The 12,947-nt window shown below is 73.0% G+C and carries 9 protein-coding genes; 2 read left to right on the plus strand and 7 right to left on the minus strand.

The features are described 5' to 3' along the window. Positions 1-9: 9 nt before the first annotated feature. From hutH to GUI43_RS11075, 6 genes are all read right to left on the minus strand, one after another. Entirely contained in the window at positions 10-1,548 is a 1,539-nt protein-coding gene (gene hutH, locus GUI43_RS11050) for a histidine ammonia-lyase (RefSeq protein ID WP_112582227.1), read from the minus strand. Beyond that, positions 1,545-2,732 carry an imidazolonepropionase gene (hutI, locus tag GUI43_RS11055; protein ID WP_112698735.1) on the minus strand — a complete coding sequence of 396 codons (1,188 nt, stop codon included), beginning with the start codon at positions 2,730-2,732 and terminating at the stop codon, positions 1,545-1,547. Before hutI ends, hutH begins: the two co-directional genes overlap by 4 nt. Further along, a complete protein-coding gene (locus GUI43_RS11060; RefSeq protein ID WP_112698736.1) occupies positions 2,729-4,090 on the minus strand; it encodes a formimidoylglutamate deiminase in 1,362 nt (453 codons plus the stop codon). The genes hutI and GUI43_RS11060 overlap by 4 nt, the downstream gene beginning before the upstream one ends. 202 nt (positions 4,091-4,292) lie before the next feature. Beyond that, positions 4,293-5,495: an allantoate amidohydrolase gene (locus GUI43_RS11065; RefSeq protein WP_112698737.1), complete on the minus strand. Its 1,203-nt coding sequence runs from the start codon at positions 5,493-5,495 to the stop codon at positions 4,293-4,295. Continuing rightward, the gene (gene hutU, locus GUI43_RS11070; RefSeq protein ID WP_112698738.1) at positions 5,492-7,150 is read right to left on the minus strand and encodes a urocanate hydratase; all 1,659 of its coding nucleotides are present in this window, start codon (positions 7,148-7,150) and stop codon (positions 5,492-5,494) included. The genes GUI43_RS11065 and hutU overlap by 4 nt, the downstream gene beginning before the upstream one ends. 17 nt (positions 7,151-7,167) lie before the next feature. Continuing rightward, positions 7,168-8,019 carry a MurR/RpiR family transcriptional regulator gene (locus tag GUI43_RS11075; RefSeq protein ID WP_112582219.1) on the minus strand — a complete coding sequence of 284 codons (852 nt, stop codon included), beginning with the start codon at positions 8,017-8,019 and terminating at the stop codon, positions 7,168-7,170. 130 nt (positions 8,020-8,149) lie between these two features. On the opposite strand from GUI43_RS11075, the gene GUI43_RS11080 reads away from it, so the two are divergent. Both GUI43_RS11080 and GUI43_RS11085 read left to right on the plus strand, forming a co-directional pair. Further along, positions 8,150-9,754 (plus strand): DUF6541 family protein, encoded by a 1,605-nt coding sequence (locus GUI43_RS11080; RefSeq protein ID WP_112698739.1) that lies wholly within the window; start codon positions 8,150-8,152, stop codon positions 9,752-9,754. Between the two features lie 90 nt (positions 9,755-9,844). After that, complete coding sequence (locus GUI43_RS11085) at positions 9,845-11,836, plus strand: trypsin-like peptidase domain-containing protein (protein ID WP_112698740.1); 1,992 nt, start codon at positions 9,845-9,847, stop codon at positions 11,834-11,836. Here GUI43_RS11085 and GUI43_RS11090 read toward each other — a convergent pair. Then, positions 11,833-12,861, minus strand: a complete 1,029-nt coding sequence (locus tag GUI43_RS11090; protein WP_170158708.1) for an acyltransferase family protein — start codon at positions 12,859-12,861, stop codon at positions 11,833-11,835. The two genes, GUI43_RS11085 and GUI43_RS11090, sit on opposite strands and share 4 nt — an antisense overlap. Positions 12,862-12,947: the final 86 nt, after the last annotated feature.

The raw sequence follows: 12,947 nt of genomic DNA on the forward strand, positions 1-12,947 counted from the left end.
CGCCGGAGACTAGCCCAGCGGGCCAACCTCCCGTTCGATGGCGGCGCGCAAGTCCGGCCCGGCGACGACGGCACGGGCCGCCTCCATCACCGGGGCGAGGAACACGTCCGGGCCAGGCTCGCCGGCTGCCGCACCGAGGGCGGCGACGGCCGCCCGGCCGGCCGGGGACGGCTCCAGCGGGGCGCGCAGCTGGAGGCCGCGTACGCCGGCCAGCAGTTCCACGGCGAGCAGGCTGGTCAGGTTGTCCAGCACGGTACGCAGCTTCTTGGCCGCCGCCCAGCCCATCGAGACGTGGTCCTCCTGCATTCCGCTGGTGGGCAGCGAGTCCACCGAGGCGGGGGCGGCCAGTCGACGGTTCTCAGCGACGATCCCGGCCGCCGTGTACTGGGCGATCATCAGCCCGGAGTTGACCCCGGCGTCGGGGGAGAGGAACGCCGGCAGCTCCCGGGAGCGGGTGACGTCGAGCAGCCGGTCGACCCGCCGTTCGGCGATCGCGCCCACCTCGGCGGCGGCGATGGCGAGGAAGTCCGCGGCGAAGCCGAGCGGCGCGCCGTGGAAGTTACCTGTCGACTCGACCCGGCCGTCCGGCAACACCACCGGGTTGTCCACCACTGACACCAGCTCCCGGCCGGCGACGGTGCGGACGAAGTCCAGGGTGTCGCGGGCCGCGCCGGCCACCTGCGGGGCGCAGCGCATCGAGTACGCGTCCTGCACGGCGTGCGCCAGGTCGTCGCGGTGCGAGTCCATCACCCGGGAGTCCTGCAACAGGCGGTGGATGTTCGCCGCCGACGCCGCCTGACCGGGGTGTGGCCGGATCGCGTGCAGCTCGGGCAGGAACGGCCGCTCCGAGCCGAGCATCGCCTCGATGGCCAGCGCTGCCGTCACGTCGGCCATGGCGAACAGGTGTGCCGCGTCGTTGATGGCCAGCAGCAGCATGCCGAGCATGCCGTCGGTGCCGTTGATCAGCGCCAGCCCCTCCTTGGCGGCCAGCTCGATCGGCTTGAGCCCGGCGGCGGTCAACGCGTCGGCCGCGTCCTGCCGCTCACCGGCCGGCCCGAGCACCCAGCCCTCGCCGAGCAGCACCAGCGCGCAGTGCGCCAGCGGCGCCAGGTCACCGGAGGCGCCCAGCGAGCCGTGCTCCGGCACCCAGGGGGTGATGTCGTGGTTGAGCAGGTCGACCAGGGCTTCCGCGACCAGCGGCCGGACCCCGGATCGGCCCAGGGCGAGGGACCGGACCCGCAGCAGCATCATGGCCCGGACCACCTCGCGCGGCATCGGGGCGCCCACCCCGGCGGCGTGCGAGCGGATCAGCGCGTGTTGCAGCTCGGCCCGCCGCTCGGGGGCGATGAAGGTGTTGGCCAACGCGCCGAACCCGGTGGAGACCCCGTAGACGGGACGGCCCGACGACTCGATGCCGTCCACGATGGCCCGGCTGGTCGCCATCGCGTCGATGGTGGCCGGGGCGAGGACGACAGTGGCGGCGCCGCGGGCCACCGCGAGCACGTCGTCGGCGGTGATACCGGTGGGCTGGATGGTCACGTGCGTCATTGCAGTGCTCCGTTGCGTATTACCTGGCGGATCAGGGGGACACCGGGCCGGTAGGCCAGGTGCAGGTACGACGGCGCGTCGAGGACGACCAGGTCGGCCCGCGCGCCGGGGGTGAGGACACCGATGTCGTCGCGGCGCAGCGCCCGCGCGCCACCGGCGGTGGCGGCCCAGACCGCCTCCGCCGGGGTCATCCGCATCTCGCGGACCGCGAGGGCCACGCAGAACGGCATCGACGAGGTGTACGACGAGCCAGGGTTGCAGTCCGTCGCCAGCGCCACTGTGACACCGGCGTCGAGCAGCCGGCGGGCGTCCGGGTACGGCGAGCGGGTGGAGAACTCAGCGCCGGGCAGCAGGGTCGCCACCGTGCGGGTGCCCGACCCGTCGCTGTGGGCTGTGTCGGCCAGCGCGGCCACGTCGGCGTCGCTCAGGTGGGTGCAGTGGTCGACGCTGGCCGCGTCCAGCTCCACGCCCAACTGCACCCCGGGGCCGGGGCCGAGCTGGTTGGCGTGCAGCCGTACGCCCAGCCCGGCGGCCCGACCGCAGGCCAGGATGGCGCGGGCGTGGTCCACGTCGAAGGCCCCCCGCTCGCAGAACACGTCGATCCACTTGGCGTACGGAGCGGCGGCGGCCAGCATCGGCCCGCAGACCAACCCCACGTAGTCGTCGGGGCGGTCGGCGTACTCGGCGGGCACCACGTGCGCGCCCAGGAAGGTGGTCTCGGTGCTGGTCTCGGCGGCGATCCGCAGCGAGCGGGCCTCGTCGGCGACGGTCAGGCCGTACCCACTCTTGATTTCCATGGTCGTGGTGCCCTGGCGCAGCGCCTCCCCGCGCAGCCGGCGCACTGTGGCACGCAGCTCGTCGTCGGTGGCGGCCCGGGTCGCGCCGACAGTGGTCCGGATGCCGCCGCCGGTGTAGGGCTGACCGGCCATCCGGGCGGCGAACTCGGCGGCCCGATCTCCGGCGAAGACCAGGTGGGCGTGGCTGTCCACGAAACCGGGCAGCACGGCGGCACCGCCGGCGTCGACGTGATGGTCGGCGGCCGGCGCGTACGCGGACGGCCCGACCCAGACCACCCGGCCCTCCTCGACCAGCACTGCGGCGTTGCGGCGGATGCCGAGCGGGCCCTCGCCGGCACCGTTGGTGACCAGCTGCCCGATGTTGTCGACCAGCAGGCTGCCGCTCATACGGGCGTCACCGCCTCGATCGCGGACGACAGTTCGGCCGGCACGTCCACTGTCAGGTGTCGGCCCTCGGCCACCACCACCCGGCCGTCCACCACTACCTGCTCGACGTCCGCCGCGCTGGCGGCGAAGAACGCGCCCACCGGCGGCACTCCGGCGGTGCGGGCGCTGTCCAGGCGTACCGTCACCAGGTCGGCTCGGGCGCCCACCGCGATCCTCCCGGCGTCGGCCCAGCCCAGCGCGGCGTGCCCGGCGACGCCGGCTGCGTTCAGCAGGTCGAGCGGCGCGAAGTGACCACGCCGGCGGGTACGCAGCCGCTCGTCCAGCTCGACCGCCCGGGCCTCCTCGAACAGGTCGATCACGGCGTGGCTGTCGCTGCCGAGGCTCAATCGGATGCCCGCGTCGGCCATCCGGCGGGCCGGGCCGATGCCGTCGGCGAGGTCCCGCTCGGTGGTCGGGCAGAGGCACACCCCGGTCCGGCTGTCGGCGAGCAGTGACAGGTCCGCGCTGGTGGGGTGCGTGGCATGGACGGCGGTGGTGTGCGGCCCGAGTACGCCGTGCTCGGCGAGCAGCGCGGTGGGCGTACGCCCGTGCACGGCCCGGCACTCGTCGTTCTCGGCGGGCTGCTCGGAGAGGTGCACGTGCAGCGGCGCCTGCCGCTCCCGGGCCCAGTCGGCGACAGTGCGCAACTGATCGGCCGGGACGGCCCGTACCGAGTGCACGGCCGCGCCGACCCGGGCGTGCGGGTCCGACGGCTGGAACGCGGCGGCCCGCTCGGCCCAGCGGCCCGCGTCGCCGTCGCCGAAGCGGCGTTGCGGCCCGGCGAGGGGCCGACCGTCCACGCCGGAGGTCAGGTAGCAGGCGTCCAGCACTGTGAGCCGGATCCCGGCGTGCGCGGCGGCCTCGACCAGCGCATCGCCCATCGCGTTCGGGTCGTCGTAGGCGCCGCCGTCCGGTCGGTGGTGCAGGTAGTGGAACTCGCCCACGCAGGTGATCCCGGCGAGCGCCATCTCGGCGTAGACGGCCCGGGCCAGAGCGAGGTAGGTGTCCGGGTCCAGCCGGTCCGCGACGGCGTACATCTGGTCCCGCCAGGTCCAGAAGTCACCCCGCCCACCGTGGGTGCGCCCGCGCAGCGCCCGGTGGAAGGCGTGCGAGTGCGCGTTCGCGAGGCCGGGCACTGTGAGGCCGGGCACCCGGGTGGCGTCGCCCAACACCTCGACGCCGGCGGCCGGGCCGCCGGTCTCCGCCAGCGGTGTGAGTGCGGCGATCCTGCCGTCCTCGACCTCGATGAGCACGTCGGGCGTGGGCTCGGCGTGCTCGGGCAGCCAGGCGTATTCAGCGAGCCAGCGGGCGGTGGTCATACTCCTCGCCTCCTTTGGAGCTGAATCGTCTGCGACATCAGCGGCCGGGGTGACGCCGACAGTTGGGGCGCTTCGGCTGATTCGTCTACGACATCAGCTCCAAAGGACGACAACAGGAGATGCGGCACCTCGCCACGCCGGAGACTCCGCACCCACCGGCGCCGCAGCTCCGTGCCGTCCGAGGGGCGGCTCGCCACGTCGTTCACCGGCATGTCAGCTCCTCCAGCACCCGGGCCAGCGCCCGGACCCCGGCCGCGCAGTCGTCGTCGGTGGCGGCCTCGGCGGGGGAGTGCGAGACGCCGGTCGGGTTGCGCACGAAGAGCATCGCGGTGGGCAGGTACGCGGCGAGCACTCCCGCGTCGTGCCCCGCGCCGGTGGGCAGCACCGGCGCGTCGAGCAGTGTGGCCAGGCGGTTGGCCAGCCCGCCGTCGAAGGCGACCACCGAGGTGGCCGACTCCTCGGTGACCGTCACCGTCGTACCGTCGCGGCGGGCCCGCTCGGCGAGCTTGCCGCGGACCGCGTCGACCAGCCCGGTCAGCGTCTCCGGGTCGGCCGCACGGGCGTCCAGCCAGCCGGTCACCTTGGAGGGGATCGCGTTTGTGGCGTTGGGTTCGACGGCGACCCGGCCCACTGTGGCGTGCGCGCCGCGCAGCCGGGCCTCCTTGTTGGCCGCCAGCACCGTGAACGCGTAGGTCAGCATCGGGTCGCGGCGGTCGGCCATCCGGGTGGTGCCCGCGTGGTTGCCCTCGCCGACGACGTCGAAGCGCCACCGGCCGTGCGGCCAGATCGCGCTGGCCACCGCGACCGGCGCGTCCGTGTCGACGAGCGCGCGGCCCTGTTCGACGTGCAACTCCACGAAGGCGCCGAACCGGCCCAGCAACTCCGGCCGGGCGCCCGCCGGCCGGTCACCGAGCGCCTCGGCGAAGCTCACCCCGGCAGCGTCGCGCAGGCCGGCAGCGCGTTCGGCCGACAGCGCCCCGGTGAGCAGCCGCGACCCCAGACACGGTACGCCGAAGCGCGCCCCCTCCTCCTCGACGAAGGCACCCAGGACCAGCGGCCGGCCGGGGGTGACGCCCGCGGCGCGCAGCTCGTCCACGGCGAGGAACGCGCTCACGATGCCGAGCGGCCCGTCGTACGCCCCGCCGTGCGGCACCGAGTCGAAGTGGCTGCCGGTGAGCACCGCGTCGGACGCCTCCGGGTCACCCCAGTGGGCGAAGAGGTTGCCGTTGCCGTCCCCGGTGACCGGCATGGCACGGCGTTCGGCCTGCGCCCGGAACCAGGCGCGCAGCTCCCGCTCCGGCTCGGTCAACGCGTACCGCAGATAGCCGCCGCTGTCGGCGTTCCGCCCGACCGGCGCGATCTCGTCCCACAGGGCCCGGAACCGGGCGGAAAGGTCGTCGGTCACGCGGGTTCGCCCTCGGTCATCGGGACCCGGACCCCGGTGCGGTCGGCGACCTCGCGGGCGCTCTCGTAGCCGGCGTCGACGTGCCGGATGACGCCCATAGCCGGGTCGTTGGTGAGCACCCGCTCGATTTTCTGACCGGCGAGGGCGGTGCCGTCGGCCACGCACACCTGCCCGGCGTGGATCGACCGGCCGATGCCCACCCCGCCGCCGTGGTGAATGGACACCCAGGACGCCCCGCTGGCCGTGTTGACCAGGGCGTTGAGCAGCGGCCAGTCGGCGATGGCGTCGGAGCCGTCGGCCATCCCCTCGGTCTCCCGGTACGGGCTCGCCACGCTGCCGGTGTCCAGGTGGTCCCGGCCGATCACCACCGGGGCGGAGAGTTCGCCGGAGGCGACCATGTCGTTGAACCGCACGCCAGCCCTGTCCCGTTCGCCCTGACCGAGCCAGCAGATCCGGGCCGGCAGGCCCTGGAAGGCGACCCGCTCACCGGCCAGCTTGATCCAGCGGGCCAGCGACTCGTTCTCCGGGAACAGGTCGAGGATGGCCCGGTCGGTGGCGGCGATGTCGGCCGGGTCGCCGGAGAGCGCCGCCCACCGGAACGGGCCCCTGCCCTCACAGAACAACGGCCGGATGTACGCGGGCACGAAGCCCGGGAAGTCGAAGGCGCGCTGGTAGCCGCCGAGCTGCGCCTCACCCCGGATCGAGTTGCCGTAGTCGAACACCTCGGCGCCGGCGTCGAGGAAGCCGACCATCGCCTCGACGTGCTTCGCCATCGACGCGCGGGCCCGGTCGGTGAACTCGGCCGGCTTCGCGGCGGCGTAGTCCCGGGCCTCGGCCAGCTCCACCCCCACCGGCAGGTACGCCAGTGGGTCGTGCGCGCTGGTCTGGTCGGTCACGATGTCGATCTCGACGCCCCGGTTCAGCAGCTCCGGGAAGACCTCGGCGGCGTTACCGACCACGCCCACGCTCAGGGCCCGGCGCTCCCGCTTCGCGGCGCGGACCCGAGCGATCGCGTCGTCCAGGGAGTCGGCGACCTCATCCAGGTAGCGGTCGTGCACCCGACGGTCGAGCCGGGTGCGGTCCACGTCCACGATCAGGCAGACGCCGCCGTTCATGGTGACCGCGAGTGGCTGCGCGCCGCCCATTCCGCCGCAGCCAGCGGTAAGCGTCAGCGTGCCGGCGAGGGTGCTGTCGAACCTCTTGGCGGCCACCGCCGCGAACGTCTCGTAGGTGCCCTGCAGGATGCCCTGGGTGCCGATGTAGATCCACGAACCGGCCGTCATCTGCCCGTACATGGTCAGGCCGAGCTGTTCGAGGCGGCGGAACTCCGGCCAGGTCGCCCAGTCGCCGACCAGGTTCGAGTTGGCCAGCAGCACCCGGGGCGCCCACTCGTGGGTGCGCATGACACCGACCGGGCGGCCCGACTGCACCAGCATCGTCTCGTCCTCGCGCAGGTCGGTCAGCGTGCGGACCAACGCGTGGTACGACGGCCAGTCCCGCGCCGCCTTGCCGGTGCCGCCGTAGACCACCAGGTCGTCGGGGCGTTCGGCCACCTCGGGGTCGAGGTTGTTCATCAACATCCGCAGGGCGCCCTCCTGCTGCCACCCGCGGGTGGTGAGCTGGCTGCCCCGTGCGGCACGAATGGGCTGGGTCATCTCTGGTTCTCCTCCGGTCAACCGAGGAACAACTGTCGGCGGGCCGCGGAGGCTTCGAACGCCTCCAGTCGGCGCTGGGTGTCGGCCGGTGTGGCGTCGCAGATCGCCTGCAACAGCACCATGGCCAGGGTCATCGGGGCGGTGTGCAGGTCGAAGACGAGCTGCGCGCCGACCGCTGCGGCGAGCACCACGTCGGCGTGCTCGGTGGCCGGGCTGACCGGGGAGTCGGTGATCGCCACCACTGTCAACCCGGCGTGGCGGGCGTCGCGCAGCGCGTCCAGGGTTTCCCGGGGGTAGCGGGGCAGCACGAAGGCCAGGACGGCGGACGCCCCGGCCTCGGCAGCCTGCTCCAGGCGGTCGGTGAGCAGGCTGCCGCCGTCGTCGAGGACCCGTACGTCCGGGTGCACCTTCGCCGCGAAGTAGGCGAAGTACGCGGCCAGCGGCGCGGCGGCGCGCAGGCCGAGCACCGGCAGTGGGCGACTTTCGGCGAGCAACCGCCCGGTCTCGGCGATCCGGTCCCGGTCGGCGAGCTGACCGGCCAGTCGGTCCAGGTTGCCCATCTCCGCGCGTACCGCCTGCTGGAGTTCGTTGCCGGCGTCCGTCGATCCGCCCGGAGTCGAGCCGGTGAGGTCCCGCAGCCGGCGGCGCAGTGCCGGATAGCCGTCGTGGCCGAGCGCGACGGCGAACCGGGTGACCGACGGCTGACTCACGCCGGCCAGCTCGGCGACCTCGGCGGCGGACAGGTACGCCACGCCGGGGGCGTGCTGCACCAGACAGTGCGCGATTCGGCGCTGGGTGGGGGTGAGTCGCACCCCTTGGAACAGGTCGAGCACCCGGTCAGCGGGTGCCGCGACAGCTCCTTCATTCATGAGCTGACTCTATGCATAGAAACTTTCATAGACAACCGCCTCGGGTCACCCCGCCCCCCGTTCAGCCGTCGCGACTCGTAACATGCGGGCGTCCAGCGCGAGCAGCATCGCGCCAGCGAGAAGGAGCGTCGTGGTCGTAGTTGAGGACGCCCCGCCCGTTCGCGCCACCCCGCCGGCGCCCGCCCGGCGCGTCCGGGCGACGGTCGGTGAGGCGGCCCCGATCATTGCCCTGATCGGGGCCTTCTTCGTCGTCAACGACATCCGGTCATGGCTGACAGCCCAGTACTGGGGTGACGAGGCGTGGGTAGCGCTCTCGGTCCGCTTCCCCCTCGCCGACCTGCCGGTGACGACCTCGTCGAGCCCGATCGGGTGGAGTTTCCTGCTCCGACTGGTCCCGGACATCGACCACCTCCGGGTCGTACCCCTGGGTTTCCAACTGCTGACCGTTGTCGCGGCCTACCTTCTGGGCCGCTCGTTGGCGTCCGAGCGCGCTCGGGGCATCCTCGTCGGCGTCGTCACCGGGCTCACCGTCCTGCTCCTGCCGGTCCAACAGACCCGCCACGACCTGAAGCAGTACACAGCGGACGCCGCCGTGGCGGTCTGCCTGCTCGCCCTGGCCACCTGGACGGAACGCTCCTGGTCTCGGCGGCGACTCGCGGTGGTGGTGGCCGCGGTGGGCCTGGGCATGCTGCTGAGTCACACCACCGCCATCGTCGCGGTCTGCGTCCTCGGCGGGCTGCTGCTCTCCGTCGCCGTGCGCCGGGAGTGGGCGAGGACGGTCGAGGCGACCGTCGCCGGCTTGGTCGCCGGCGCGCTCGTCGCTGCCGTCTACTTCGGAGTGTCCGCCCGGGGCAACAGCGATGCCATGCGGGACTACTGGGACACCTTCCTGCCGAGCGTCTCCGAACTGCCCGCACACCTCGTGCGGCAGATCAAGGCGCTGTCGCCGATGCTCGGCGCACCCGTGTCGATCCTCGCCGTCCTCCTCGTGCTCGGCGTCCTCACGCTGTTCCGACGCGGACACGCCGCCCCGGCAATCGCCGTCCTCCTGCTGCCGGTGGCGGCCATCGGGCTGGGCGTCGCGGGGATCTACCCCCTGCTCGACCCGCGCACGTCCCACTTCCTGATCGTGGTGGCGGGCCTGGTGGTCGGCATCGGCATCGTCGGTCTGGCCGACCTGACCGTCGTCCTGGTCCGCCGCGGGCTACCCCGGCCACCACAGGGCGTGGTGGCCGCCGTGACCTGCGCCGTCCTGCTCGCCAGCTTCGCCGCCGTCAACCACCGCTGGTACCGCCTGGACGGCGACGAACCCGGGGTCTGGCGGGCACACCAGGCCATCACCGACATCGGATCGTCGACCCGGTACGTCGCGGCGCACAAGGGGCCACACGACCTCGTCGTGGTCAGCGGGCCAGCCTGGTTCGGGTTCACGCTCTACTCCGACCAGGATCCGCTGATGCTGGTCGCGCCGGTCACCGGCACCGTCGGTTGGACCGTCACCATGCCCACCCGCACCGATGTGATCCTCCCGAAAGCCGCCGATGCGCCGTCCATCAAGGACGCCCTCGACGAGATTCTGGCCCGGGCCGCGAAACAGCCGCCCGGCACCCGGGTCTGGCTGGTCCGCGCGTACACCCACCCGAGTGAGCCGGTGTGGCAGGCCGCGCTCGCCGACTATCGCGTGCAACGCGTCACGTCCGGACCGGAGCCAGTGGTCGTGATCAGCAAGAGGTGACGGCGGCGACGAGCTGACGGGTGACCGCCGGGCGACTGACTGTGGCACCGGTCGGTACCATGCGCCTGGCGGTCGAGCGGAGGAGTTGGCATGCAGCCGGAAGGCCCCTACAGGTTCACCCACTTGCTGGGCGGTTCACCAGTGGGCAAGGCCTGGGCCGCCATCGACGAGCAGGGCCGGTTCGTGAGCGTGGCCGTGCTGGACGCGACGGTTGCCGCCGCCCCCGGTTGGCGGGAGGCGTTCGCCGAGGTCGCGAACGCGCTTGCCCAGTCGCCCGACGGGCCCCCGATCACGTACGCCGACTTCTCGGCAGCCGCGCCCTGGGTGGCGTACGCCGCCGAGGCCGGACCCGCCCCGGAGAAGCTGTTCCGCGCGCTCGGCGTGGAGTACCAACCGGTGCCCGCCGCACCCCGACCCGTCTCCGCCCCTCCCCAGCCGGTGTCCGGTGTGCCGCAGCCCGTGTCCGGCGTGCCGCAGCCCGTCTCCGGCGTGCCGCAGCCCGTCTCCGGCGTGCCGCAACCCGTGTCGGGCGCGCCGCAGCCGGTCGTCGACATGCCGCATGCCCCCTGGGCGGTGCAGTCGGCCGCGATCCCGAACCAGCCGCCAGCCCATCCCGTCTCGGCCGCGCCGGCGTCGAGCGCACCCGCCTCGCCCGCCGGGCCGGCCGGCCACGACGTCGCCCCGACTCCGGCCACCGTGTCAGGCCCACCGGCCGACGTGCCCCCCTTCGACCCGTACGCCGCCCCCGTACGACGGATCAAGCCCTCGGCGCCGCCCAAGCGGCGTACCGGCCTCTGGGCCGGTGTGGCCGCGCTGGCCCTGGTGGCCGTGGTCGGTGGCGGCGCCGGCATCTACGCCCTCGGCTCGGATGAGCCCGGCGAGCCGGAGACCCCGCCGACCGCCACCTCCAGCGGCTTCCCCGCCGCGACCCCGCTCGCCCCCGGCCTCAAGCCCTGGGCGCAGGCCGCCCTGCGCAGCCCCGAGGAGCGGGCACTGGCCGTCGCCGGGCCGTCCATGGTCTTCGTGGAGGTCATGTTCACCGGGTACGTCCGCAACAAGGCCGATGGCGCCCTGCTGAACAAGGCGCCGGTGACCTTCAGCCGGCGCTGTAGCGGTGTGGTCGTCCAACACGAGGGGCACGTCCTCACCAACAGCCAATGCGTGCAGCCCACCCCGGACGTCCTGGTCGGTAGCGCCCTGAACGCCGTGGCCAACCGGCTCGTCGCCGAGGGCAGTCTGCAAGCCAAGGACACCAGCACCTACACCCGCAGCCGGCTGAACACCTCGATCCTCACCGGCGCGAATGCCGCCGATCAGCCGGAGTCCCGGCTCTACGGGCAACTCAACATCGCCAAGGGCGAGGTGACGGACAGCCCGGCGATTCCCGGCACCGTCGTCCGGGCCCTCCCGATCGAGGCGGGGAACGTCGCCCTGGTCAAGCTGGAGCAGAAGAACCTGCCGACGGCGGAGTTGAACACGTCGGCCAGCATCAGCACGGAGACGTCACTGCTCGTCCTCGGCTACGGCACCACCGACACCAGTTTCCGCGCCGCCACCTACACGGTGCTGTCCAAGTCGGTGACCGTGACCGGGGTCGACACCTCGACACCACTGAACCCGTACCGGATCAACGAGGATCTCGGGCTCTATTCGCGGGGCGGGATCGCCATCGACCCGAGCGGCCGGGTCGTCGGGATGCTCGACAACGACGTGCTGCGGCCCGACAAGGCGAACCGCCTCGTCGTGCCGGTCTCCACCATGACCGCCCTCCTTCAGGCCGGCGGCGTCACCAACGCGCTCGGCAAGGCCGACAACCAGTACCGCAGCGGCCTCGACGCGTACTTCGCCGGTGACGAGTCGACAGCCATCGCCCGGTTCGACGAGGCCGCGCGGAACTCCCCGACCAACCTGCTGGCCCAGTCGTATCGACAGGCGGCCGTCGACAGCCGGGGTTCCGGCGACGATTCAGGCGGGTCGAGCTGGGCCGTGCCGGTGATCGCCGCGGCCGGAGGCGCGCTCGCTGTGGCCATCGTGGTGGCGGTGACGATGCTCCTGGCGCGGCGGCGCAACAGCCGTTTCTAGTGCGTCTGGACGGCACCCGACCGAGGCGCCACGCCGCTGGCGGCCCGCGCGGAACCGCCGATCCGGGTGCCGGTCAACCACGGGCCCAGCGGGGTGCTGATGACGATCCACGCGAACACCCACGGGACCACGAGAGCGGCGACCAGGTCGACCACCCGGCCGGCCCTCGGCGTTTGAAGGACCCACAGAATGCCCGCGTGACTGAGCACGACGGCGATGCCGCAGCCAGCCAGTCGACCGATCACCCGTGACGCCCGTACGCCGATGCGCAGGTCGAGCTCCTCGGCGAGCCGGATGAGGCCGACGCTGATCAGGATCGCGGTCAGCACCCCCAGCACCGGGGAGCCGAAGTCGCCGGCCTTGAGGTCCAGGTCCCGGTTGAGGCCGAGGAGCACGAACCCGACGCCGATCGAGAGTGACGCCGCACCGGCACGGGCCGGGAGGCGTGGCCGCATCCGGCGCAGCAGCCGCCCGGCCAGCACGAAGACCAGGCACGCCGGGACCAGGAAGAGCCCGAGTGGGCCGGCGGTGACGACGCCGGGCGCGAGGTACGCGGTGACCAGGCCGACCACCGCGACCGCCCAGGCGACCGCGGCGGGGAACCGCTCCAACCACCGGAACGCGACCGCCGCGATGAAGAGCACCGAGACGAACCAGAAGGCCGAGAACGGTCGTACCGCAGCCGTGCCGCCGTAGAGCGCGTCACCGAAAGTCCCCGGCGCGACCTGGCCCGTCGCGGCGTCCGCGGCGAGCAGTGCCGCGACCAGAATGAGGAACCACACCACGTAGGGCACGCCCAGGCTCGTCCACCGCTTGCGCAGCTCCCCACCGAGCGGTCGGCCGGGCGACCAGAAGTAGCCGGTCAGGACGAAGAACACGGGAACATGCCAGGTGTAGATGGACGCCCGGGTCACTGTGTCGCTCCAGACGTGGCCCACGACCACCGCGGCGATTCCGACGATCCGGAGGAGGTCGACACCGGCGGAGCGGTTACCCGCCACCGGTGTCGTGCTCGTTGCGGCCATGGCGGGCATCATTTCAGACAGCGGGACCGACCTACGCCCCGGATCGGCACCGGTTCGGCCGGAGGTCGTGCCGGCGTCGACGGGTA

The organism is Micromonospora noduli (genome assembly GCF_003264365.1).
GTDB classification, from domain to species: domain Bacteria; phylum Actinomycetota; class Actinomycetes; order Mycobacteriales; family Micromonosporaceae; genus Micromonospora; species Micromonospora noduli.

Coding starts and splice junctions, on each gene's coding strand:
- hutH (WP_112582227.1), bottom strand. CDS start 1,548: ATGACGCACGTGACCATCCAGCCCACCGGTATCACCGCCGACGACGTG.
- hutI (WP_112698735.1), bottom strand. CDS start 2,732: ATGAGCGGCAGCCTGCTGGTCGACAACATCGGGCAGCTGGTCACCAAC.
- GUI43_RS11060 (WP_112698736.1), bottom strand. CDS start 4,090: ATGACCACCGCCCGCTGGCTCGCTGAATACGCCTGGCTGCCCGAGCAC.
- hutU (WP_112698738.1), bottom strand. CDS start 7,150: ATGACCCAGCCCATTCGTGCCGCACGGGGCAGCCAGCTCACCACCCGC.
- GUI43_RS11075 (WP_112582219.1), bottom strand. CDS start 8,019: ATGAATGAAGGAGCTGTCGCGGCACCCGCTGACCGGGTGCTCGACCTG.
- GUI43_RS11085 (WP_112698740.1), top strand. CDS start 9,845: ATGCAGCCGGAAGGCCCCTACAGGTTCACCCACTTGCTGGGCGGTTCA.
- GUI43_RS11090 (WP_170158708.1), bottom strand. CDS start 12,861: ATGGCCGCAACGAGCACGACACCGGTGGCGGGTAACCGCTCCGCCGGT.